Source organism: Bradyrhizobium sp. NAS96.2 (assembly GCF_001908235.1).
Taxonomy (GTDB): Bacteria; Pseudomonadota; Alphaproteobacteria; order Rhizobiales; family Xanthobacteraceae; genus Bradyrhizobium.
This window is the reverse complement of sequence record NZ_LGHK01000197.1, coordinates 13488-37382: the sequence shown is the minus strand read 5'-3', so window position 1 is coordinate 37382 and position 23895 is coordinate 13488. Positions and strand designations below refer to the sequence as shown.

Below are 23895 nucleotides of genomic sequence, written 5' to 3'. Positions count from 1 at the left end.
ACCGGCCCCGGCTGCCGCGCCGTCCAGCGTCGTGCGTCCGCCGGCGCCGATCCCGACCCAGCATCTGAGCCCGGCCGGCAAACGCATCGCTGCGGTCCAGCGGACACTGACCGAATATGGCTATGGCCAGCTCAAGCCGACCGGCACAATCGGCGCCGACACCCAGCACGCGATCGCGAAGTTCGAGCGCGCCCGCAAGCTGCCGGTGACCGGGCAGATGTCCGATCGTCTGGTGCGCGAGCTCGGCACCATGATCGGGCATTCGATCGACTAGTGCTTGGCCGGGCTTGATCCCGGCCATTTCGCATCCGACACATTGACGTGCGTCAGGCGGCTTCGCCCAGCAGCACGTCCCTGACCTCGTCCGAGAACAGCTTCTTGCGGCCGGCCAGCAGCACCCATTCCGGATCGTCGCGATCCGGTGTGGCGTGCGGCATGCCGTGATCGAGCAGCGCCTGTGCGCAGCCCACCCAATCGCCGCCGCTGACCGGCTCATTGCAGGAGGCCCATGACAGCGAGCCGGAGGCGTTGTCGCCAAAGCCGTGCTGTTCGGTCCACTCTGCGCCTTGCTCGAGCAGAAAGCGCGTCAGCCCGGCATTGCCGCGGAATACCGCGTGATTGAGCGCGGACGCATCCCAATCGCCGCCGCGCACCGCGATGGGCCAGCCGAGCTTGACCATCAGCCGCACCGCATCGTCGCCGCCTGCCGCGGCGAGCTCGGGCAGCAGCCGGTGCTGCTGTGGTGAAAGCGAAGCTGGGAAATCGGGCCGGCTGGCCTGGATCCGGTGCGCCTCGCTCTCGTTGCCGCTCGCGCACGCCGCGACGAATCGCTCGTCGTCGGCAAGCGTCTCGTCGCCGGTGCGCTCGCGCAGCAACCCGGCGACTTCAGTCAGGCCGAACTGCAACGCGTAGCGGTAGGCGCTCAGTCCGTCCGGCGTCGTGATGCGCGGATCCGCGCCGGCGTCGAGCAGTGTCGCGATGCATCTTGGCGATCGCCGCCGCCGGATCGCCCACATCAAGGGCGAGCCGCAATCGGTCAGCGGCGCGTTGCGTGCGGGTTCGTTCGGATTGCCGCCGTGACGCAGCAGCAATTCGAGCGCCGCGACGTTCTCGTCATCGAGCACCTTGTACATCGCGTTCGTGCCGGCGATCCGGGCGCCATGTTCGAGCAGCACGCCAGTCGTCACGGAGCCCTCCAGTGAGTGGTACAGCGATTCATTGTCGTTCGGATTGGCGCCCGCTTCGAGCAACAGCCTGGTCAACTCGAGATCGTGGTTTTGCCCGGCGGCGCCATACAGTGCGGACAGCGGATTGCTGTCATCGGGCGCCTCGAGCGATCCGGGCGGCCAGCGGCTGCTGATGTGTTGGTCGGGATCGGCGCCGGCCTGCAGCAGCAGGCGCGCGCAGCGATGCAGCCGCGCTTGAAACTCCGGAGTCTGCAGCAGGCTGGAATGCGTGACCGCGACCAGCGGCGGCAGTTTTAGGGGCCCGCCGGGACGGTTGACCCATGTGGGATCATTGGTCGCCGTGCGCTGGACCGTGCCCTCATCGCCGATGGCGCAGGCGAGATAGGGATCATCGGCGACAAGTCCGGGATCCTCGGCAAGCATCCGCATCGCGACGCGCGGATTGGCGCGATCGCTGGTGCCGGCGACGTCAGCGGCATAGACCAGCTGCAGCCATCGCCGCACACGGTCGGCCTTGCTCTTGCCTGGCGGCAATTGGGCTTCGACATAGCGCCGCAGGTCCGGCCACGAGGCGAAGCCGAGGTCACGCGCGACGCAGGACTGCGCATCGTGCAGGCGCAGATCGAGTGCAGCGATTTGCGCATCGCTGCGCCCGGCCGCAGCCGGGAGCGCATGCCGGAAACGGGCGTAAGCTTCGGGTGCCTGCCGCCGGTAAAGGCGGATGAGCTCCTTGGCCTGCTTCTTCAGATGTTCGAGATTCAATCGCGCGGGCGATCGGTTCATGGCAACCTCCGTGCATCATCGCCGATGGTCCACAAAACCGGCTGCACAAAGGCTTGGTTGGCCGCGTATTCGGTGCAAGTGGGTTCAACCCTTCCCGTGGACCCGGGCGCGGCTTGCACCGCAATTCCAAGGATATGAGCGACGATTGTGTCGGTCAACCCGCGCAGCGCGACGACATCCATGACGATTGGACGTGGCCGCGCCGCTGGCCTATAGGTCGGCGCATGCGATTGAAAACCAGTATTTGGGTTGCGGCCTATCTGCGCCGCTGCCAGACCGAAGGCGTGTTCGGCGCGGTCCGCAAGAAGGGCGCAGAAGAGGCGGGTGCCGTGTTCGTCAAGGTGGCGCTGATGGACGGCAACGCGATGCTGTACGCGCCGGCGCCGCAGACGGTCTATGACGACAGCCGCCCGGTCGAGCGGCTGTTCGTGCCGACGGCGCCGCAGCCGGTGTCCGAGCCGTCGGTCGAGGAGCGATTGACCAAGGAGCTGCGCTTCGATCCCGATGCCTGGATCGTCGAGACCGAGGACCGTGCCGGGCGGCACTTCCTCGATCTGGCGAAGAGCTAGGGCGCAACCTCGGCTGCTTGGGAAGCAAGCGCATTTGATGTCCGCTTGCTCCACAACGGCCGCGCAAATCCCGACATTCAACGACCTCGCGGTCGGACCAGATCCGGACACGACCGCCGAGCTCCCGAGACCGCGGCGGCGTGGCCAGGCGAAGCGCGGCCGGTCGGAGTGGTGCGCCGATGCACAGCCGTTGTCGAGCATTGCGCAGTCCCGTTCGGCAGTCCGCGACCCTAGGTACGCTGCCAGGGCTCAGCCGGTGAGCGCATCCGCGTGATGCCGCCAGCCTCGACGCGCGAGAAAGGACAGGATCGATGGGCAGACTGCAAGCGCGGATAGCAATCGTCACGCAAGCGGCCTTTGTCTCGCGGCGTCGAAGCGCTTCGCGGCAGAGAGAGCGACCGTCGTGATGGTTAGCCAGCGCAACTCTGATAACCAAACTAGCGAAACGCCTGACGACAGCTTGCATCAATGCACTTTGGTCGACTGTCTCTCGCGCCCCGGAACATCCCATGTCCAGTCTTGACGTCCTGTTCAGATCCTACCGCCTGAACGCGCTCGACCTGCCGAACCGCGTCGTGATGGCTCCGATGACGCGGTCCATGTCTCCGGGCGGCGTACCCAGCGCCGAGGTCGCCGCCTATTATCGCCGCCGCGCAGAGAGCGGCGTCGGTCTCATCATCACCGAGGCGACAGGGGTCGGTCGCCCGGCCGCGCTCAACGAGCCCGATATGCCCCGCTTCCACGGCGAGACGGCGCTCGCCGGCTGGAAGAAAGTGGTGGACGAGGTTCACGCGGCAGGTGGGCGCATCGCGCCGCAACTGGTTCATGTGGGGCATAAGCTCTCGAACGCGGTACCGGACTGGACACCGCCGGCGCCCTATGAAAGTCCCTCGGGGCTTTCAGTGACAGGCGAGCGCGTCAATCAGCCGATGAGCGAGGCCGACGTGGCCGACATCATCGACGCGTTCGCGAAGGCAGCAATGGATGCCGAGCGGCTCGGCTTCGACGGCATAGAGCTGATGGGCGCGCACGGCTATCTCATCAATCAGTTCTTCTACGACCATCTCAACTTGCGCGACGACGAATACGGTGGCTCGACGCTCGTCGAGCGTTCTCGCTTCGTGGTCGAGATTCTGAACGCAATCCGGTCGGTGGTGACCTCGGGCTTCCCGGTGATTCTCCGCCTTTCACAATGGAAGCCGAAAGACTTCAGTGCACGGCTGGCCGCGACGCCGAAGGCGCTGGAACAATGGCTCTCCGTCCTTGTCGACGCCGGAGCGGATGCCTTCCACCTCTCGCAGCCAAAGTTCTGGCAGCCCGCTTTCCCTGAGATCGATCGGGAGCTGAACCTTGCCGGCTGGGCGAAGAAGCTCACGGGGGTCACCGCGATAACCGTTGGCGCTGTCGGCCTGTCTGGCGACGTCTACGCATCCTTGGCGGGCGAGACCGCCCAATCCACGCCGCTGGATGGACTGCTCAGGCGGCTCGAACGCGGCGAGTTCGACCTGGTCGCGGTCGGACGCGCGTTGCTGCAGGATGCCGCCTGGCTTGAGAAAGTACGGCAAGGTCGCGAGATCGCCGAGTTCACGCCGGCCGCGTTCGCCACCCTGAGTTAATCGGCGGGGCGGGCGGCAGGGCGCCACGACGAGCTTGCCGCGCCAGCGAGTCCACGCATGCCCCAATAAAGCTAGAACGCGATGGTCGCGCCTTAGCTTCCGGATTTCTGATTGCGAATGGCGGGCGCGCTGCCGGGCTGCACCGCCGGTCGCGTCTGCGGCGACGCTGCGCGGACGCGATGACGCTCATCGTCATAGAGCGACGAGCGATACTTGTTGCGGGCCACCGCCATGGTCGAGCCGCGCCAGGCCGCCAGCATCACCAGCGCCGAGCGCTCGCTGAGGCGATCATAGAGCCGCGACAGCCGGTAGACATAGTTGACCGACGAGCCGGCTTCCGGATTGAGGAACATCAGGATGCGCTGAAAGGCGGCGCTCGACACGTCGAGCGCCCGCATCGCGCACGCGAGCGGCTCGCCGCCGGGATCGTTGACGACGTCGGCGGCGATCCGCGACGGCAGGATCAGCGCTTCGCCGAGTTCAAGCGTGAAGTTGTCGAGGTCCTCGGCAAACGCCGCCATCTCCAGGATATGGATCGCGCGCGCGGCGCGGGCGGCTGGAATCCGTGCCGCGGCCTTCAGCGGCGTTTCCTGCAGATTGTGCAGGATCTGCGCGCGTTCCTTGGCACTGGCGGCAAAGAACATGTCGGAGATTTCGGCGGCATCGTTCGGCCGCATCGCGAGGCTCGCCGCCATCCGCTGCTCGGCCTCGGTCGGAATCCTCGCCGGCGGCACTGCGGGCGGGGCTATCGGTGCGGCAGGCGGCATCGGCTGGTCCGGACCGGCGCGCCGTAGGCCGAGCTTGTCCATGATTCGGGCGGGCGTTGCCGGATAGATCGCAAGCCGCGCGCGGACCGCGGCGCGGGTCGCGTCGTCGACCTCGTCGATCAGGCGCGACGTCAGCTCGACGAACTGGCGCTCTTCATCGGCGGAGTGTGCGCTGGCCTGCACATAGAGGTCGGTCAGGACGCGCAGCAGAGTGGGGCGGATGTCGACGCCCTCGCGACGGGAGAGCGTCATCAACCCATCGAAACCAGGAAATAGCGGAGCTGCGCTCATCTCGGCGTACGCGACTTGCCAGTAAGATTCGGTTTGAAAACCTTGTGGCAGCGAGCCTACGCAGGCTGTTTTAAGACGCAGTTAAGGAAAACAAGCCGTGAAGGCGAATGCTCGAATTTGCGCGTGTCTATTAAGGCACAGCGCCATATCCGTAACCGTCCGTATCGGCAATTTAAGATGTCGTTAACCTCGCGAGGAGAGGAAACCAGCATAAGGCGCATCGGCTGGCGGTCAGCGCGATTGCGCTGGTGCTTGCGGTCGCGGCTCCGCTGGTGCGCTAGAGTTCGACGATGATCCGCCCGCTAGAGCGTCGGAAGAAGATGATCTCATCCAAATCAACACCAACAGAAGCAAGATGATTTCTGGGCTTAGCGGAATACCACAATACATGCCCGCGAGCCTGGCGATCGCGGGCAGCACCCAAGCCGCAGCGAGTGCGGACTTTTCAAAGGGCCGGAAGCCGGTTTTCAATCCCTCATTTGTCAGCGCTGCGATGGGCAGTGCGAGAAGTACGAAGTCGTAGTCCAAGACAAAGGGAGTGCTCAACAGCATCGCGGTGGCCGCAGCTCCAGCTCGCAACAATAGCGAAGCTTTGCTGCGCCAGATGAGCCACAGTAGCGCCGCCGCGACAGTCGCGACCGCTGCTTGCGCAGCGTATGCCAGGTTGACCCCTGCACCAAGGAGCCGCACCGCGGCAAACACGCTCTGCATCTTGCCGAAGCCAATCATCTGTTCTTCCAGTATGGCCTTGGTCATAGGAAGAATTGATTGGAAGTTGGACCAAATCTCCGATCCGAACAGCAGCGTGGCTGCTACAATCTGCGCTGCAACGCTGAGCGCCGCGCCTAAGGCCGTTTTCCAGTTCTTGCGTGCTAGCACTACGACAGCCAGCATGGGCGCGAATTGCGGCTTATAAAGCATACATCCCAGAATGACTCCCGCTAGAACGGGTCGTCGCTCGGATAGAAGCAGGCCAGATCCAATGATCGCGACCGAAAGAAAGCCGTTTTGACCGTGGGTTGCGTTGAGAAGAGTGGCTGGAAATCCCAAAATCGGAACAAGCGCCTCTGATGACGCGGGAATGAATTTCTTGACTGTAATTACGTAGGCCGTTCCTGTTGCGGCGAGCCATAAGAAGAGGGATGGCAAGTAAGATAACAGACCCAATGGCGCCACGATCAAAAGCGCCGTTGGTGGGTACAGCCATGCGAAGTATTCGACCTCTTTGCCAAAGAGCTTTGTCTGGGCAGCATGATGCTGAAGCGGATGATACACATCCGCCGCATTACCCGTCAGGACGAATTTTGAAGCGGTCCAAAAACTCGAGAAGTCCGTACCTATTGGCTTGTCGTAGAAGCCAAGGCCGTCACGAGCGGCTAAAAGATTGGCCACGAAGACAAGTACGCCAACTATCAGGAATACGGCGGGGTATAGCTTCGCCCGCTTTGCTGTTAGCCACCCGCCCGAAATAAGCCAAGCCATTTTGGGAAGTGCCGCCGCCACAATCGGTTGAATTTGTTCAACTTGGCCTCGCCGATCCGACGTTGGTTGTCTGGACTGGCGAAAAACGCATCAGCCGTCACCGGACCTTGCGATGGTTCGCTAGCCGCTGAGCCTGGACGGTCCCGTGAGAGGGGCATCTGAAAAAAGTTTCATGAGTAATACCTCGCAATCAATGACTAACGCTATCATTGCAATCAAGGGGCGAGCAACGGGGATGGCACCCATTGATTAACGGGGGTGCCCAAGCCCGAGCTGGAAGACCTGTGCGCCGTCAGGGCTTTCGGTCATCGTGTCGATACCGGTGACTCGCGCGTGGTGCGCGCCTCATCGCCCGGGGGATGATGCGGTTGAATGCAGCCACGTCCTGAGCTCGGTACGCTTGGGCGGCAGTGCGATCGTCTCCAAGCCGGTGATCATAGTTTCCTCTCGTCCGTCCGTAGTCTTGCGGATGCGCCGGGACCGAAAGACAGCCCGATCAATGTCTTACCGTTAAGATGTCATTAACCATGCCCGTTCTTAACTCGGCGTGCGCGGGGCAAATCATGTCCGTGCGGGGCCAGAGAGAACGGAACATGGGCACCATCGTTGAGTTTCCGGCAGATGCGGCTGCGCGGCGGCCGAGCATGACCGGTGCTGCCGGCGAAGGCATGGGGACCGTGCTGATCCTTCCCGTCGTGCGGATCGAGCGAACGACGGAGGAGACCGGCGGTGGTCGCGGACCGGAGCAGGGCACTGCGCAGGGCCGCCGTCGCCGACGGCGCTCCTGATCGCGGATAGCGTGCAATGCCCGCGCCTGTGCAGCGGACCGCCGCTTGGCGGTCATTCCCGACGCTGATCCTGCTGGTCGCGGGCTCGGCGCTCACAGGCTGCAGCGGCGGCGATTTCGGCCGCACCCGCGCCGATTTCCGCAACGACGACATGCATCGCTGGATGGGCGCCGAGGCGACCGGCAGCATCGGCAAGAACGCCTCGCAATTCCAGCTCACCGAACACGAACGCCAGCTGCGCGATCTCGCCTATCAGTTCGTCGAGCCGCCGCTGTCGCGTCCGGCGTGGAAGAGCGTGTTCGGCGATTACCAGCCGCTGCCTTCGCCCTGGCGGCAGAAGGCGGTGTTCGATCGCACCGCGTACGGCCGCAACCTGATCGACGAGCCGCATCGCTCGTTCGCTTCGCGCTATTCGCTGCTGATCGACCAGGTGCGCGACGACATCACGCGGTTCGAGCCGTTCTTCGCAACGGCGATCCAGGTGATCGAGCTTGACCGCAAGCGCAGTGCCAGCCTCAACATGATTGCCGATGTGTCGCCGCGTGAGCGGGCCGATGCGGTGGCGCGGATGGAAGAGAACACGCTGATCGTGCAATGGGTCCAGCAGGCCCTGGAGCGGCGGATCTCGTCCTATCGCTGGGCGCTGGAGCGGCTGGTGATCCAGGCGCCCGACGGCATGGCCGCCGATGCCGAACGCCAGATCAACGAACTCGCCCGGCTCACCGCCAACGCGCCGCTGGTCTCCGGGCCGGTCACGGGCCAAGCCGTGGTGACGAAGGGCTAGGCCCGTTTCACCCTCTTGATTGCGGACCTGACGCGGCGGCTGTTGGCCTGCCGCGGCAGGCTCGCAATGAACTCCTTCAGCGCATCGGAGGGAGGATGGGCCGAGGGGTAGGCAAGGCCGACCTGGCGCGTCACGTCGACATCGATCGCGCGCACCGCCACATCCCGATTGCCGCGCGCCACGCCTTCGGGGACGATCGCCACGCCAACCCCGGCCGCGACCAGCGCCATCGCCCACTCCTCCGATTCCGCGATCGCCACCGGCTTGCGCGGCAGCGCGGTGCGCTTGAAAAACTCCTGCTGCTCGCAGTGGCAACGATCGATCATCGGAACGCCGGCGAAGTCGCTGGTCCGCAGCGTCTCCTTGAGGGTGAGGGGATGCGACGGCGGCAGTGCGGCTACATAGCGCTCGCTCCAGAGCGGGATGAAGTGCTCGCCGGGTACGATCATGGTTCTCGCGACGATCCGCGCGTCGGACTTTTGGCTGGCGCCAACCAGCCGAAGCGCGAGATCGGCGTTGCCTGTCAGCGGCTTCAGCAGGGCGATCGTTCGCGCCTGATCGAGCGTCCGCAACAGACCGAGCGTCAGCGTCTTCTTCGTCGGCGGTTTGCGAAACAGGTTTCGTGCCGCGTCGGCCTCGTCGATGATCTTGCGGGCGATGCCGTGAAACTGTGCCGCCGACTCCGTCGGCGCCATGCCCTTCTTGTGCCGGATGAACAGCGTGGTGCCGAGCTCGGCCTCGAGATTGGTGATCGCCGCGGAGATCGACGGCTGCGAGATGAAGCAGCGCTTCGCCGCAGCGGTCAGATTGCGCTCGCGGTAGACCGCGGCGAAATAGCGGAGTTCGCGGATATCCATAGGATTGTCCTATCATATAGATAGAAAGACAATATTTTACCTATGGAAATGCGAGTGGCAAGTCTGCGCCGGGCACAGCGGAGGATTTGTCATGCGCATCCATCACCTCAACACCGGCACGATGTGCCCGATCGGAAAGCGGCTCGTGAACGGCAGCGGCGGCATCTTCCAGCGGGCGCGGATGGTCTGTCATTGCTTGCTGGTCGAGAGCAATGATGGCCTGGTGCTGGTCGACACCGGCATCGGGCTTGGCGACATCGCTGACTCGCCGCGGCTCGGGCGCAAATGGGTGCGGCAGACCACGCCGCGGCTCGATCCGGCCGAGACCGCGGTCCGTCAGGTGAAGGCGCTGGGCTTCTCGCCTGATGATGTGCGCCATCTGTTGCTGACGCATCTCGATCGCGATCACGCTGGCGGCGTGCCGGACTTTCCGAAAGCCAAGGTGCACGTCCATCGCAAGGAATACGATATGGCGGTGACGCATCGGGTCGCGCCGCCCGAGGGACGCTACATCACGGCACAGTGGAAGCACGGGCCGGACTGGGCGTTCTATGGCGCTGATGGCGAGGACTGGTTCGGATTCAAGGGCGTGCGCGCGCTTGGTGACCGCGAGCCGGACATTCTGATGATCCCGCTGCCGGGCCACACGCTCGGCCATTGCGGCATCGCGGTGCGCGACAAGGACAGATGGCTGCTGCACGCGGGCGATGCGTATTTTCATCACGCGCAGCTTGATGCCCGGCCGCGGATGCCGCTGGTACTCGGCCTGTTCCAGCGCCGGGCGGACATGGATCGCGCGACGCGGATGCAGAACCAGGAGCGCTTGCGCCAGCTGAAGGCGGCGCATGGCTCCGATGTCACGATCGTCAACAGCCACGATCCCGTCGACTACGAGACCTGCCGTTGCGGCCGACACGCGCTCGCTCTTTGATTTGACCGCGCGGCCCGTACTTGACCTTCGTCGCAGAGTTCGCCAGCGATGCTGGTGCGATCGTTGCATCTACCTTACCAATTGAAATTCGGGCAATGGAAATGCCAGTATTTGGACGGAGTTGCGCTGGCTGCTTGTTTGACGTCGATTGTCTTGGGGTGGATAGGGGTGGCAATGACGGACAATGACTTCGAGCGCATCGTGGATCGGATCCATGAAGCTGCTGTCGTTCCAGACCTGTGGCCGGACGTTTTGGAAGACATCGCGCATGCCGGCGGCGCCCATGGCATGGTGATGATCAGCTCGGGCAGCGATCGGTGGAGCGGTGTCTGGAACGGCGTGGTGATGTCACCATCGATCGAAGAGGCATTCTCGGCCTTCATCAGCGAGGGGCTGGCCAGCCGTACCGAGACGACCCCGAGGCTGCTGGCACGGGATCACCCTGGTTTCGTCAGCGAACAAGACGTCTTCACGCTGGAGGAATGGGAACGCGATCCGTATCGGACGGAGTGGAACAAGAAGTGGGGTTTCGAGCACGCCTGCGCCACGGCCGTCCATAGTCCCTCCGGCGAGCTCGTCGTGTTTCATATGGAAAGACTCGCAGGCCAGCCGGCGTTTTCGCGGCAGGATCTCGATTTTCTCGACCGGTTTCGTCCTCATCTCGCGCGGGCGAGCCTGCTGGCGACGCGCTGGCGTCTGGCGCGGATGCAGGCGGCGACCGAGGCGCTGGCGCTCGTCGATCTGCCGGCGTTGGCGATTGAACGATCCGGACGTGTTCTGGTGGCGAACGCCTTGATCGAAGGCATGACGGACGTCTTGCGCTGGCTCCCCGGGGACCGTATCGCGATGAGGGATGCCGCGGCTGACACCCTCCTGCGCGCCGGTTTGTCCCAGCTGGGGTCGCCGCTTGAGAAGGGCGTGCGTTCCTTTGCGGCGTGCCGCGCCGACAATCAGGACCGCGTGGTTGTTCATCTGGTGTCGATGCCCGGCGAAGCGCGCGATCTTTTCGATGGGGCGGTGGGCATCCTGATGGTGACGCCGGTTACGGCACCTCAGGCGCCGAGCCTTGCGCTCATTCGCGGACTCTTCGATCTCTCCCCCAGCGAAGCGCGTGTTGCCCGCGGCATCGTGCAGGGACAGACGATCGGTGATATCGCGGCGCTTCACGGGCTAAGCCGCGAAACGATCCGCAACCAGGTCAAGGCGGTGTTTGCCAAGACAGGAACGCACAGCCAACGGGATGTCGTTGCGCTGCTCGGCGCCATCCCGAAATTGACGGTCGCCGGCTAGCGCTTGCGTGCCGCCGGCGGCGGGGCTGGAACGGGCAGCGGCGGCGGCGCTTCCTGCTTGGCCGCAACCGGCTCGGCCTGCACCTTGCAGGATGAAGCCGCGAGCGAGGCCTGCGCCTGCGGCATCAGGCCGGGCTCCGGCGCCAGCGCCTTCAGCAGGATCAGGCCGGTCGAGGTCGGCGAATCGATGATCAGCCGGTCGGCGGCGGTGACTTCCTCGTCCTCCGGCAGCTCGTTGTGCTGCGCCTCCGTCATCAGGTCGAGCTCGATCACCTTCTTGCCGGCTGAGCGATCGTTGATCGCGTAATAGGCGACCTCGTTGCGGGTGTAGAACGACACTGAGGTATAGGCCTGGCTGACCGGCACGGTGAGCTTGAGCGGCCCGGTCGAGAGATCGTAGCGGCAGATCGCGACCGCGAAGGCCGGATCCATCAGCGGCATCGGCGAGTGGCTTGGGTCGGCCAGCGGCAGCTGCGTCACCTCGTTGAGCTTGGTCATCGGCGTCAGCCGCGAATAGGCGTCCTGCGAGGCGATGCGCGGCAGCGCCAGCACGCTGACGAGATGCACCACGCCGCCGAGCAGCACGCCTGCGAGGATGGTGAACAGCACGCGGATCATGGGCAGCCCGTCGTTGCGATCGAGGGCATCGGCGCGTCGCGCTGGGTGCGGGTCGCAACCCCGACCGGCGTGTCGTAGAGCCGCAGCATCAGCGCGTAGCGCTCGATGCCGCCGGTCGGCAACCAGTTGCCGGCGCGCGAGCGCGAGGCGATGTGGATCTCGAATGTGCCGTCGGAGGCGCGCATGATCTCCTGGCTGGTGAAGCCGTAGCGCTGCAGCGAGTTCGCGACGAGGTGGCCCTTGCGGTCGAACAGCGTCAGCGTCCAGAACCGCGCCGCCGGCGTCACGCCGCTGACGACGATATCGCAGCGGCCGTCGAGCGGCTTGTTCTTGTCGTCAGTGGTTGCCGAGAACGCGATGCCGTCGCCGGTGCCGATCGGCAGCTCGCCGCTGCGCGCGATGGTGGCGCGCGAATAAGGGTCGACGTCGGAGGTGCCGTTCTTCGGCCGCGCGGTCCAGGCGCCGATCTTCAGCGTGCCGAGATCGGTGCCGCGCGTCGCCGTCGCGTAGGTCAGCCCGAGGCCGACGGCGGTGGCGATGACGAGTGCCAACAGGGTGGTGAGGAGGAGCCGCACGTCAGTTCTTGCGTGGCGCAGGTGCCGTCGCGCCGTCCGGCCCGGCCGCGGCAACGTAGTTTTCGGGGAACGCCAGCGCGCTCGAGGACTCTGCCTTGCCGGTCTTCGCGGGCTCGTTGAGCGTGGTCTTGCCGGTGGTCTTTTCAGCGGTCCTGGCAGCGTCGTCGAGCAGCTTCTCGACGCGTACCAGGATATCCGCGCCGCGCTTGGTCAGCACCGGCGGCGGACCCGGCTTGGTTTCCAGCACGCGCGGCGCAGCGTTGGCCTGGGCATTGGCCTGCGCCGGCTGCGGCGGCAGCTTCTGGCCCATGCCGACGCCATTGAGCTCACGCACTTCCACGCCCTGATGCGCGGCAACCATGATGTCGTGCCAGGTCTGCGCCGGCAGCGAGCCGCCGGTCATGCGGTTGGTCGGCGAATAATCGTCATTGCCGTACCACACCGCGCAGGTGAAGTTGCCGGTGTAGCCGACGAACCAGGCGTCACGATAGGCATTGGTGGTGCCGGTTTTGCCCGCGGTCGGAATGCCGTCGAGCGCGGCGCGGCGCGCGGTGCCTTCGCTGACCACGTGGCTCATCATGCCGGCCATGTCGGCGGCGATATTCGGCGGAATGGCCTGCCGCGGTTTCGGCCCGTCGCGGTCCCAGCGCCACACCAGATCGCCGGCGCCGGTGCGCACCTCGAGCACCGAATGCGGTGTCACCGCCTTGCCGCGGTTCGGGAAGGTCGCATAGGCCACCGCGTGCTCGAGCACCGTGACTTCGTCGGAGCCGATCGGCAGCGACGGCGTATCGGGCAGCGGCGCCTTGAGACCGAAGCGGCGCGCCACCTCGACGATCTTGGCGCGGCCGGCCTTCGGGCCTTCCTTGCCGCCCAGCATGATCGACAGCTTGACCGGCACCACGTTGATCGAACGTGTGATGGCCTGGGTCAGCGTGACCTGACCCGAATAGGAGTGGCCATAGTTCTGCGGGCACCAATTGCCGATGCAGACCGGGCCGTCGACGACCTTCGAGTTCGGCGTGAAGCCGTTCAGCAGCGCCGTGGTGTAGACGTAAGGCTTGAACGACGAGCCCGGCTGCCGGTAGGCGTCGGTGGCGCGGTTGAATTGGCTGGCACCGTAGTCGCGGCCGCCGACCATGGCGCGGATGCCGCCGTCGAGATCGGACACCACGGTCGCGGCCTGCGTCGCGTGATAGTCGCGGCCGAACTGGCGGAGCTGGTTCTCGATCGCTTCCTCGGCCGCCTTCTGCACGTTCATGTCGATCGCGGTACGGACCACGAAGACGCGCTCGGTGTAGGATTTCGGGAAGGTGTCGACCAGCTTGCGCATCTCGTCGAAGGCGTAGTCGAGATAGTAGTTCGGCGAGTTCTCGTCGCGCCGGTCGACCGCGACCGCCGGATTGCGGCGGGCACCGAACACCTGGCCCTCGGTCATGAAGCCGGCATCCACCAAATTGTCGAGCACGACGTTGGCGCGGGCGCGTGCCGCGGGCAGGTTGATGTGCGGGGCGTATTTGGTCGGCGCCTTGAACAGGCCGGCGAGCATCGCGGCTTCCGCGAGGTTCACGTCGCGCACCGACTTGTTGAAGTAGAAATGCGCCGCGCCGTCGACGCCGAAGGTGCCGCCGCCCATATAGGCGCGGTCGAGATAGAGCTTGAGGATCTCGTTCTTGGTGAGGCGCGTCTCGAGCCAGATCGCGAGGAAGGCTTCCTTCACCTTGCGCTCGATGGTGCGCTCGTTGTTCAGGAACAGGTTCTTGGCGAGCTGCTGGGTGATCGACGAACCGCCCTGGCGGACGCCGCCGGCCTGCGCGTTGGTCACGAGCGCGCGGGCGAGGCCCGGCACGTCGATGCCGAAATGGTCATAGAAGCGGCGGTCTTCGGTCGCGAGCGTCGCCTTGATCAGATTGTCCGGAAAGTCTTCCAGCGGGATCGAGTCATTATGCTTGATGCCGCGGCTGCCGATCGGGTTGCCGTAGCGGTCGAGGAAGGTCACCGCGAGGTCGGACTTCTTCAGCCAGTCCTCGTCGGCGGTCTCGCGGAAAGCCGGGATCGCGAGCGTCAGCATCAGGATCATGCCGCCGAGCCCGATGGTCGCGGCTTCCGACAGCGGCTCGATGAACACCCAGCGCTTCCAGCGGCCGACGTAGAAGCGGTCCATGAAGGTGGAATAGCGCTCGTAGAGCTCGCGCAGGCCCTTGCCCGACGAGAACAGCGTCGAGTCGATACGCGCATCGAGGTCCAGGAAGAAGTTCCGGACCTTCTGTTTCCAATGCGACGGCATGATCTGAAAGGACCGGACCCTTGATCAGTTCGACAGCGCTGCGGGCGCCCGAAACGGACACAGGCCAGCGTCTTGCTTCGATGTTGCGGCAATCCCAAGGCGCTTTTGCGTCGTTGGGGACTCGTTCCACGTTCTATCCGAGCGGCTGCCATAAACCAATGGCGCGGCTTGCGAATTTAATGAAAGCCGTAACGCTGCCCACCGGCTTTTTCGACCCCGCAATACCACCCCCTTGCGCCAGCCGTGCCGGCGTCCCAAGAAGAGCAGCACCGCCATTTTAGGGATAGCATGACCGCACCGCCCAAGCGCCAGTCGGGCCAGGAGGGATTCTTCTGGAAAACCAAGACGTTGGAGGAGATGTCCAACGCCGAATGGGAAAGCCTGTGTGACGGCTGCGCACGCTGCTGCCTGGAGAAGCTCGAGGACGAGGACACCGGGAAGATCTACTTCACCCATATCTCCTGCAAGCTGCTCGATGCCGGCCTGTGCGCCTGCAAGGACTATTCGAACCGCTCCGAGCAGGTTCCGGATTGCGTCCGCCTCACGCCCGAAAACGTCCGCACCCTGAACTGGCTGCCGCCGAGCTGCGGCTACCGCCTCGTGGCCGAGGGGCGCGACCTCTATTGGTGGCATCCCCTGATCTCGGGCGATCCCAACACCGTTCACGAAGCCGGGGTCTCGGTGCGCGGCCGGGTGGAGGGCACCGAGATCGATGTCAACGACGCCGATCTCGAGGATCACATCGTGCGCTGGCCGGCCTTGCTGCCGAAACGGGCCCAATTGAAGAAGCGCCCGAAGGCCTCCAAGTAGATTTCCGAGCCGTAACGGGGACGTGCCGGAGCTGATGCCGGCGCTTTCGCGATCACGTCATCGCGAGAACATCGCGGCGGGATGCACCCATGCGCTGGGGTGGCTGCCTCAGCAGGCAATTGCTGCATAAATTCCGAAGCAGAGAATGATTCCATCGCGGGACGCGCCCGCGCAGCAGCATTACGCCCCAAATGAACAAGTATGAACGGCAGAGCCCGTTTCCTGCCGACCAATCCACATTGCCCGACGACATTGCCGAAGAGCTGTCTCATCTCCCAAGCGAGGTGATCGAACTCAGCGATGCGCCGCCGCTGGCGCCGCCGGCACCGCTCAATCCGGATGAAGTCCGTACCATCGTGATCAGCCTGATGCTGACGATGTTCCTGGCCGCACTCGACCAGACCATCGTCGCGACCGCGCTGCCGACGATCGGGCGCCAGTTTCACGACGTCACCAATTTGTCCTGGGTGATCACGGCCTATCTACTCGCCTCCACCGCGGTGGCGCCGGTGTTCGGCACGCTGAGCGACATCTATGGCCGTCGCGTCATGATCATCACCTCGCTCAGCCTGTTCGTGGTCGGCTCGGTGCTGTGCGCGATCGCGCCCAGCATGACGATGCTGATCATTGCCCGCGGCCTGCAGGGGCTCGGCGGCGGCGGCATCATGCCGGTGGTCCAGACCGTGATCTCCGATGTGGTGACCCCGCGCGAGCGCGGTCGCTACCAGGCCTATTTCTCCAGCGTCTGGATGGCCGGCGGCATTCTCGGGCCGGTGGTCGGCGGCGTGTTCGCCGAGCATCTGCACTGGTCGATGATCTTCTGGATCAACCTGCCGCTCGCAGCCGCCGCGCTGGCGCTGCTGCTGCCGAAGATGAGCAAGATCCCGGTGTTCCACCGCAAGCGCAAGGTCGACTGGCTCGGCGGCGTGCTGCTGATGGCCTCGGCCGTCGTGCTGATGCTGGTCTTGACCTGGGGCGGCACCCGTCTGTCCTGGTTGTCGCCGACCATCATCGCGATGATCGGCGCCTCGATCGCGCTCGCCGGCGCCTTCGTCTGGCACGCGCGCCGCGCCGACGAGCCGTTCCTGCCGCTGTCGCTGCTCGGCGGCTCGGTGGTGCCGTTCGCGATGGGCGCGGGCGGCTGCGCGCTCGGCGCCATGGTCGGGCTCACCGTGCATCTGCCGCTCTATTACGAGGTGGTCTATCACCTCACCGCCAGCGAGGCCGGCCTTGCGCTGATCCCGCTCGCGGCGATCTCGACCTTCGGTGCGGCGATCGCCGGTCGGACCATGGCGAAGGCGAAGCACTACAAGCGTGTCGCGATCGTCGGCACTTCGGTGGCCGCGATCTGTGCGGTCGGAATGGCCGTGACGACGCTGCCGCTGTGGGGCTTGCTGACGCTGATGAGCGTGTTCGCGCTCGGCCTCGGCACCACGTTCCCGATCAGCGTGGTGTCGCTGCAGAACGCCGTGGCGCGGCCGCAGGTCGGCACCGTGACCGGCGCGATGAACTTCTTCCGCGCCATGATGGCGTCCTTCACGGTCGCCGCCTTCACCACGATCCTGTTGATGACGCTCGGGACCGACATCTCGCTCGCCGGGGAACATCATGCCGCGGCGGCCAGCACGGTGAGTGCGATTCCGATGGCCGACATGATCCATGCGTTCCGCTACGTGTTCGGCGCCGCCGCCGTGCTGCTGACCACCGCCTCGATCTGCATGATCACGATGGAAGAGCGCCCGCTCGCCGGTCCCGCCGCGCGCCCGCCGGCTGAGATGGCGGAGTAGGGCGGGTCGCCACGCTCACCGCTGTCGTCCCGGCGAACGCCGGGACCCATACGCCGCGGCGGATGCTGTCGGTGGGACTCGTCGTTCCAATAGCGCTTAGCAATTCGCATCGGTGGTTATGGGTCCCGGCTTTCGCCGGGACGACGATGAGGATTGGTTCTCGATTCAAAGTCTCAAACCACGTGATGTCATCACCCGCGAAAGCGGTGATCCAGTATTCCAGAGACAGTCGTTGTTGAATTGATAAGCCGCGGCGTACTGGATCGCCCGGTCGAGCCGGGCGATGACAGCTGAGGATGAGGACACAGCTTCGGAATTGCGCACCCTGGAATGACGTGAGGAGAGATTGGCGCCCCGCGCTCTTATTCCGCGCTGCCTCAAATTTATTCAGCCTGCCAGCGCCGACCCACTACTTTAGTTGCCGTCCGCGCATGGCGATCTGCGTGCAGTTTCACTTGCTGCGCATTTTGTCGCGGCTATAGTCCGGCCCCAAGAGCTCGAAGCAGCCGAAAAACAACAAGAGGAGAGAAACAGAGTGACAAGAACATCGCGACTGCCATTTCATGCGATGCAGCAATTCGCCGGAGCAGCCGCCTTGGGCCTTGTCGCGCTCGCGCCCGGCGGGGCGCAGGCCGCCGACACCCTCAAGATCGGCGTGATTGCCGAAGCGCAGGCGATTGCCGGTGCCTCGATCCCGCAGGCGGCGCAGCTGGCCGCCGACGAGATCAACGCCAAGGGCGGCATCGACGGCCGCAAGATCGAAATCGTCTCCTACGACAATCACTCATCCTCGGCGGATTCGGTGCGCGCGTTCCAGCGCGCGGTCAACGAGGACAAGGTCAACGTCGTCATCTCGAGCTACATCAGCGAGGTGGTGCTGGCGCTCGAGCCGTGGGCTTCGCGCCTGAAGACGCCGTTCGTCACGCCTGGAGCTGCCTCCAACGAGATCAGCAAGAGCGTCCACGCCGATTACGAGAAGAACAAGTACACCTTCCACGGCTATCTGACCTCGGCGGCGCTGGCGCTGTCGGTCTGCGACGCCGCCAAGGAGCTCCTGGTCGATCAGAAGCACATGAAGACCGCGGTCATTATGAGCGAGGACGCGGCCTGGACCAAGCCGCTCGACGTCGGCTACGAGGAGTGCCTGCCGAAGATCGGGCTCAAGGTCGTCGACCATATCCGCTTCTCGCCCGACACCACCGACTTCACGCCGATCTTCAACAAGGTTGAAGGCTCGAAGCCCGACGTGATCATCACCGGCATCTCGCATGTCGGCGTGCAGCCGACGGTGCAGTGGAAGAACCAGCAGGTGCCGATCCCGATGTTCGGCATCTCCTCGCAGGCCACCAACGAGACCTTCGGCAAAGACACCAACGACGCGGCGGAAGGCGTGCTGTATCAGGGCGTGTCGGGCCCGAACGTCGCAGTAACGCCGAAGTCGGTGCCGTTCGCGGAAGGCTTCAAGAAGCGCTACGGCAACTATCCGTCGTATGCGGGCTACACCGCCTATGACGAGGTCTACTACATCGCGGATGCGGTGAAGCGCGCCGGCTCGGTCGAGGCCGACAAGATGGTCGATGCGCTGGAGAAGACCGATTGGGAAGGCACCATCGGGCGCGTCCAGTTCTACGGCAAGGACGATCCCTTCACCCATTCGATCAAGTACGGCAAGGGCCTGATCACCGGACTGATGCTGCAGTGGCAGGGCGGCAAGCAGGTCGCGGTCTGGCCTAAGGAGGTCGCCAAGAGCGACCTCAAGTTCCCGAGCTTCATCAAGCTCACCACGAACTGACTGATGATCATGCTCCCGGGCCGCTCCCGGGAGCATCCCTATTCAGTTCCGCATCCTCCACAACAGGCAGCCCTGCTGCCGCGGCCGATATGAGATGCTTGCCTTACAAATCCTGATCGATGGCTTCGCCATCAGCGCGCTCTATGCGCTCGGCGCGACCGGCTTCACCCTGATCTTCGGTGTCTCCGGCGTTCTCAACCTCTCCCACGGTGCCATCATGGTGGCCGCAGCGGTCGCGGCCTGGGCCGCGGCCAGCGTGCTGCATCTCGACATCTACACAGGTGCGCTGTTCGGTGTCGGCGTGGCGCTGATCGTGTCGTTCGCGACCTATTTCGCGGTCGTGAAGCCGATCCAGAATTCGACGCGGATCCCCAACGAGGAGAAGGAAATCTTCGTCCTCACCGGCACCCTGCTGTGGGGCATCATGATCCAGGAGCTGATCGCGTATTTCTTCACCAACAACGCCAAGACCGTGCTGCCGATCGTCGAAGGCGTCGTCGATATCTTCGGCAACCGCACGCCGCGCAACAATATCTTCACCGCGCTGGTGTGCTGCCTCGTGATCGGCCTGCTGTGGCTCTTGGTGAACCGCACCAGGACCGGCAAGGCGGTGCTGGCGGCTTCGATGAACCCGCGCGGCGTCACGTTGCTCGGGCTCGAGCTCACCCAGATCTACATCGTGGTGTGGGGCATCTACGGCATCCTGGCCGGCATCGCCGGCGTGCTGCTCGGCATGTTCCTCGGTGTCAGCTCCTACAGCGTCGGGCCGCTGACGGCGAGCGCGTTCTCGATCGTGGTGCTCGGCGGCCTCGGCAGCGTCTCGGGCTCGCTGATCGCAGCCTTCGTCGTCGGCTATCTGGAGACCATTACCGCCTACATGATCTCGCCGGCCTACCGCACCATTCCGGCGCTGCTGCTGCTTGTCTTCGTGATGTATATCCGGCCTCAAGGCCTGCTCGGGAGGCGCTGAGATGGCCAATTTCTTCACGTCGCGCCTGTTCTTCATTTCGCTGGTTTGCGTGGTGGTTGCCGCGACGCTGCCACTTTACGTCTCGGGCTACATCCTCGGGCTGCTCACGGTCGCATTCTATTTCGGCGTGTTCGCGATGGCCTGGGACCTGCTGTTCGGCTTCGCCGGCGAGGTCAATTTCGGGCCGACCTTCCTGATCGGCACCGGCGCCTACACCGCCGGCATCCTCAACAACCAGTTCGGCTGGTCGGTCTATGTCTGCATCCTGCTCGGCGCGCTGGCGTCTGTCGTCGCGGGCTTCGTACTGGCGCTGCCGGCGCTGCGGGTGAGGGGACCGTATTTCGGCCTCACCACGCTGGTCGCGGTGCTGATGTTGCAGAACTTCGTCGTGGTGTTTGCCGACCTGACCGGCGGCGAGATCGGCCTGACGATCCCCGACGTCATCACCATCAATGCCGGCGCCAATTACTGGATCGCGCTCGGCTTCATGACCATCAGCGCGGCCATCCTGTATGGCCTGTCGCAATCGCCTGTTGGGCTCGTGCTGCAGGCGAGCGGGCAGGATCCGGTGCAGGCCGGCGCGCTCGGCTTCAATATCGTCAAGCACAAGCTCGCGGCCTTCATCGTCAGCGCCTTCTTCTCGGGCCTGTCGGGCGCACTCTTGGTGTTCTACTTCGGTACCGCCTCGGTCGGTACCGTGGTCGACGTCGCGGTCGGCGTGAACGTGATCGTGTCCGCGGTGCTCGGCGGTCGGCGCACCGTGCTGGGGGCGGCGTTAGGGGCGATCTTCCTGATCGTGGCCGGCGAGTTCCTGCGCCCGACCGGCGAGCTTGCGACCTTCATCGTCTCGGCGGTGGCGCTGCTTGTCGTTCTGTTCTTCCCCGGCGGTTTCCTCGGAGCGGCCCTGTCACGCGAGGCGCGTTCCTGATGGACCAGACTGTGACAAAAACTCCGACGCTCGCGGTTCGCGGCCTGACCAAGCGGTTTGGCGGCCTGACCGCGGTGAAGAATCTGAACTTCGAGCTGCGCCCCGGCGAGATCCTCGGCCTGATCGGGCCGAACGGCTCGGGCAAATCGACCGCGATGAAGAGCGTGATGGGCATCGAGCGCCCGACCGCAGGCGAGGTGCTGTTCGAGGGCGAGAATGTTGCGGGCCTGCCGGCGCACAAGATCGCGCGCAAGGGCTTTGGTATGGTGTTCCAGCACTCGCGGCCGCTGAACCGGCAGACCGTGCTGGAAAACATCATGGTCGCGCTGCTGCCCGACAGCCTGTTCATGCTGTTTCCCGACAAGGCGCTGACCGAGCGCGCCAAGTGGATCGCCGAGCGCGTCGGCCTCGGGGCGGTGATGGACCGCCGCCCGCCGACGCTGCCATTCGCCGATCTGCGCCGGCTTGAGCTGGCGAAGGCGATCGCGCGCGACCCGAAGGTCGTGCTGGTCGACGAGCCGTTCGCCGGCCTGACCAGCGCCGAGGTCGGCGTGTTCTCGCAGTTGATCCGCAGCTTCCGCGACGAGGGGCGCGCGGTGATGCTGGTCGACCACAACGTCAAGAGCGTCGCGGCGCTGGTCGACCGCGTGCTTGCGATGTATCTCGGCGAGGAGATCACGACCGGCCGCGCCGAGGACGTGATGAAGAACGAGACCGTGCGGCGGGTCTATCTCGGCGGTGCGATCGAGACCCATGCGCGCCCCGAGACCTCGTTCAAGGACAAGGTGCCGCTGCTGCAGGTCGAGAATGTCAGCGTGCATTACGGCAAGGCGCAGGCGCTGGAGAACGTCTCGATCCATGTCCATGAGGGCGAGTTCGTCTCCGTCGTCGGCCTCAACGGCGCCGGCAAGACCACGCTGTTCAACACCATCTCGGGCTTCCTGCCCTATACCGGCGAGATCCTGCGCGGCGGCGAGAAGTTGCGCGGCACCGGGCCTGCGAAGATCGCCCGCTCGGGCCTCGTACAATGCCCGGAATCGCGCGAACTGTTCGGCGAGATGACGGTGCGGGAGAATCTCGACCTCGGCGGCCAGCATCTCGACGATGCGGCGCGGGCCAAGCAGCTCGCCTGGCTGTTCGAGCTGTTCCCGATCCTGAAGGAGCGGCAAGGCCAGATGGCGCAGACGCTGTCCGGCGGCGAGCAGCAGATGCTGGCGATCGGGCGTGCATTGATGATGCAGCCGCAGATCCTGATCCTGGACGAGCCGACGCTTGGCCTTGCGCCAGTCATCCTCGAACTGCTGTCGAAGGCGCTGGAGAGACTGCGCCAGACCACCAAGATCACGGTGCTGCTCGGCGAGCAGAACGTGACCTTCGCGCTTCCGCATGCCGACCGCGTCTATGTGCTGGAGCACGCGCGGATCGTCTGGGAGGGCGACCCGGGCCGGTTCGCCGCGGAGGCCGGCAAGGACTTTCTCTGACGTTCGACGATTGAAAAATAACAAAGCAAAGGGAGATGATCATGTCAGGATCTTCAACCGCCATCCGCGGGAGCCTGCTGGCGACTGCGCTTGCGCTGTGCCTCGCCGCACCGGCCTATGCGCAGTCCAAGGATCCGATCAAGATCGGCGTCATCGCCGAGGTGCAGTCGATCGCGGGTGCCGCAACCCCGGGCGGTGCGCAGATCGCGGCCGACGAGATCAACGCCAAGGGCGGCGTGATGGGCCGCAAGATCGAGATCGTCACCTACGACAACAAGAGCTCGTCGGCAGACTCGGTGCGTGCGTTCCAGCGCGCGGTGAGCGAGGACAAGGTGTCGGCCGTGATCGCGAGCTACATCAGTGAGGTCGTGCTGGCGCTTGAGCCGTGGGCCTCGCGGCTGAAGATGCCGCTGATCACGCCCGGCGCCGCCTCGAACGAGATCACCAAGGCGATCCACAACGACTATGAGAAGAACAAGTACACCTTCCATGGCTACCTGACCTCGGCCGCGCAAGCGCAGCTGGTCTGCGACGCCGCCAAGGAGCTTTTGGTCGACCAGCTCAAGTTCAAGTCGGTAGCGATCATGAGCGAGGACGCGGCGTGGACCAAGCCGCTTGATGTCGGCTACGAGGCCTGCCTGCCGAAGGCCGGCCTGAAGGTCGTCGAGCACATCCGCTTCTCGCCCGACACCACCGACTTCACGCCGATCTTCAACAAGATGGAAGCCGCCAAGCCCGACGTGATCGTCACCGGCATCTCCCATGTCGGCGTGCAGCCGACCGTGCAGTGGAAGAACCAGCAGGTGCCGATCCCGATGTTCGGCATCAGCGCGCAGGCGCTGAGCCCGACGTTCTGGGGCGATACCAACGGCGCCGCTGAAGGCGTGCCCTCGCTCGCGGTGGCGACCCCCGATGTTGCGGTGACGCCAAAGACAAAACCGTTCGCGGCCGCTTTCAAGGCCAAGTTCGGCACCCCGCCGGCCTATACCGGCTACACTGCCTATGACGAGGTCTACATCATCGCGGAGGCGATCCAGCGCGCCGGCTCGACCGATCCGGACAAGATGGTCACCGAGCTCGAGAAGACCGACTTCGACGGCACGATCGGCAAGATCCAGTTCTACGGCAAGAACGACGAGTTCACCCACGGCATCAAATCCGGTCCGGGCGCCGTCACCGGCCTCGTGTTCCAGTGGCAGAACGGCAAGCAGATCACGGTCTGGCCGAAGGCGATCGCGGAAGGGAAGCTGAAGTTTCCCGATTTCGTGAAGCTGTCGCAGTAGAGCAAAGCTCAAACCAGCAT

The 23895-nt window shown here is 64.7% G+C and carries 21 protein-coding genes; 14 read left to right on the top strand and 7 right to left on the bottom strand.

What is annotated here, in order from left to right; all coding sequences use genetic code 11:
- The coding region (locus AC628_RS33720) for a peptidoglycan-binding domain-containing protein (RefSeq protein ID WP_143201943.1) at positions 1 to 274 on the top strand (274 nt) is incomplete at its 5' end.
- 52 nt (positions 275 to 326) lie between these two features.
- Here the strand turns inward: AC628_RS33720 and AC628_RS33715 are convergent.
- Positions 327 to 1970: an ankyrin repeat domain-containing protein gene (locus tag AC628_RS33715; protein ID WP_074131036.1), complete on the bottom strand. Its 1644-nt coding sequence runs from the start codon at positions 1968 to 1970 to the stop codon at positions 327 to 329.
- 224 nt (positions 1971 to 2194) lie between these two features.
- Between AC628_RS33715 and AC628_RS33705 the strand changes: the two genes are divergently transcribed.
- Entirely contained in the window at positions 2195 to 2539 is a 345-nt protein-coding gene (locus AC628_RS33705; protein WP_074131034.1) for a DUF1491 family protein, read from the top strand.
- A 509-nt stretch (positions 2540 to 3048) separates the two neighbouring features.
- Positions 3049 to 4155, top strand: a complete 1107-nt coding sequence (locus AC628_RS33700) for an NADH:flavin oxidoreductase (protein ID WP_074131033.1) — start codon at positions 3049 to 3051, stop codon at positions 4153 to 4155.
- A 92-nt stretch (positions 4156 to 4247) separates the two neighbouring features.
- Here the strand turns inward: AC628_RS33700 and AC628_RS33695 are convergent, their stop codons facing one another.
- Positions 4248 to 5213 (bottom strand): DUF2336 domain-containing protein, encoded by a 966-nt coding sequence (locus AC628_RS33695; protein WP_074131032.1) that lies wholly within the window; start codon positions 5211 to 5213, stop codon positions 4248 to 4250.
- 231 nt (positions 5214 to 5444) lie between these two features.
- Positions 5445 to 6695, bottom strand: coding sequence for a glycosyltransferase family 87 protein (locus AC628_RS33690; protein WP_074131031.1), 1251 nt, complete (start codon positions 6693 to 6695; stop codon positions 5445 to 5447).
- A 593-nt stretch (positions 6696 to 7288) separates the two neighbouring features.
- Here AC628_RS33690 and AC628_RS33685 point away from each other — a divergent pair.
- Both AC628_RS33685 and AC628_RS33680 read left to right on the top strand, forming a co-directional pair.
- Positions 7289 to 7483 carry a hypothetical protein gene (locus AC628_RS33685; RefSeq protein ID WP_074131030.1) on the top strand — a complete coding sequence of 65 codons (195 nt, stop codon included), beginning with the start codon at positions 7289 to 7291 and terminating at the stop codon, positions 7481 to 7483.
- Between the two features lie 16 nt (positions 7484 to 7499).
- Positions 7500 to 8267, top strand: coding sequence for a hypothetical protein (locus AC628_RS33680; protein ID WP_074131029.1), 768 nt, complete (start codon positions 7500 to 7502; stop codon positions 8265 to 8267).
- On the opposite strand, the gene AC628_RS33675 is transcribed toward AC628_RS33680, so the two are convergent.
- Positions 8264 to 9124 carry a LysR family transcriptional regulator gene (locus tag AC628_RS33675; protein WP_074131028.1) on the bottom strand — a complete coding sequence of 287 codons (861 nt, stop codon included), beginning with the start codon at positions 9122 to 9124 and terminating at the stop codon, positions 8264 to 8266. The genes AC628_RS33680 and AC628_RS33675 overlap by 4 nt on opposite strands.
- A gap of 91 nt (positions 9125 to 9215) precedes the next feature.
- On the opposite strand from AC628_RS33675, the gene AC628_RS33670 reads away from it, so the two are divergent.
- A complete protein-coding gene (locus tag AC628_RS33670) occupies positions 9216 to 10055 on the top strand; it encodes an MBL fold metallo-hydrolase (protein ID WP_074131027.1) in 840 nt (279 codons plus the stop codon).
- A 174-nt stretch (positions 10056 to 10229) separates the two neighbouring features.
- Positions 10230 to 11345: a helix-turn-helix transcriptional regulator gene (locus AC628_RS33665; protein WP_074131026.1), complete on the top strand. Its 1116-nt coding sequence runs from the start codon at positions 10230 to 10232 to the stop codon at positions 11343 to 11345.
- Here AC628_RS33665 and AC628_RS33660 read toward each other — a convergent pair.
- The 3 genes from AC628_RS33660 to AC628_RS33650 are packed head-to-tail and all read right to left on the bottom strand — an operon-like array spanning position 11342 to position 14824.
- Positions 11342 to 11962, bottom strand: coding sequence for a DUF1254 domain-containing protein (locus tag AC628_RS33660; RefSeq protein WP_074131025.1), 621 nt, complete (start codon positions 11960 to 11962; stop codon positions 11342 to 11344). The genes AC628_RS33665 and AC628_RS33660 overlap by 4 nt on opposite strands.
- On the bottom strand, positions 11959 to 12537 hold the full coding sequence (locus AC628_RS33655; RefSeq protein ID WP_050424324.1) for a DUF1214 domain-containing protein: 579 nt from the start codon (positions 12535 to 12537) through the stop codon (positions 11959 to 11961). The genes AC628_RS33660 and AC628_RS33655 overlap by 4 nt, the downstream gene beginning before the upstream one ends.
- Before the next feature lies 1 nt (position 12538).
- Positions 12539 to 14824, bottom strand: coding sequence for a transglycosylase domain-containing protein (locus AC628_RS33650; protein WP_074131024.1), 2286 nt, complete (start codon positions 14822 to 14824; stop codon positions 12539 to 12541).
- 288 nt (positions 14825 to 15112) lie between these two features.
- Here AC628_RS33650 and AC628_RS33645 point away from each other — a divergent pair, with 288 nt between their 5' ends.
- The 7 genes from AC628_RS33645 to AC628_RS33615 all read left to right on the top strand — a co-directional run bounded on the left by AC628_RS33645 (position 15113) and on the right by AC628_RS33615 (position 23875).
- Complete coding sequence (locus AC628_RS33645) at positions 15113 to 15634, top strand: YcgN family cysteine cluster protein (protein WP_074131023.1); 522 nt, start codon at positions 15113 to 15115, stop codon at positions 15632 to 15634.
- 191 nt (positions 15635 to 15825) lie between these two features.
- Entirely contained in the window at positions 15826 to 17421 is a 1596-nt protein-coding gene (locus tag AC628_RS33640) for an MDR family MFS transporter (protein WP_074131022.1), read from the top strand.
- A gap of 568 nt (positions 17422 to 17989) precedes the next feature.
- Positions 17990 to 19213, top strand: a complete 1224-nt coding sequence (locus AC628_RS33635; RefSeq protein ID WP_074131021.1) for an ABC transporter substrate-binding protein — start codon at positions 17990 to 17992, stop codon at positions 19211 to 19213.
- 94 nt (positions 19214 to 19307) lie between these two features.
- Positions 19308 to 20183 carry a branched-chain amino acid ABC transporter permease gene (locus tag AC628_RS33630; protein ID WP_050424320.1) on the top strand — a complete coding sequence of 292 codons (876 nt, stop codon included), beginning with the start codon at positions 19308 to 19310 and terminating at the stop codon, positions 20181 to 20183.
- Position 20184: 1 nt separating this feature from the next.
- Positions 20185 to 21111, top strand: coding sequence for a branched-chain amino acid ABC transporter permease (locus AC628_RS33625; protein ID WP_050424319.1), 927 nt, complete (start codon positions 20185 to 20187; stop codon positions 21109 to 21111).
- Positions 21111 to 22592 carry an ATP-binding cassette domain-containing protein gene (locus AC628_RS33620; protein WP_074131020.1) on the top strand — a complete coding sequence of 494 codons (1482 nt, stop codon included), beginning with the start codon at positions 21111 to 21113 and terminating at the stop codon, positions 22590 to 22592. Before AC628_RS33625 ends, AC628_RS33620 begins: the two co-directional genes overlap by 1 nt.
- A 41-nt stretch (positions 22593 to 22633) precedes the next feature.
- Positions 22634 to 23875 (top strand): ABC transporter substrate-binding protein, encoded by a 1242-nt coding sequence (locus tag AC628_RS33615; protein WP_074131039.1) that lies wholly within the window; start codon positions 22634 to 22636, stop codon positions 23873 to 23875.
- The last annotated feature ends 20 nt before the right edge of the window (positions 23876 to 23895 follow it).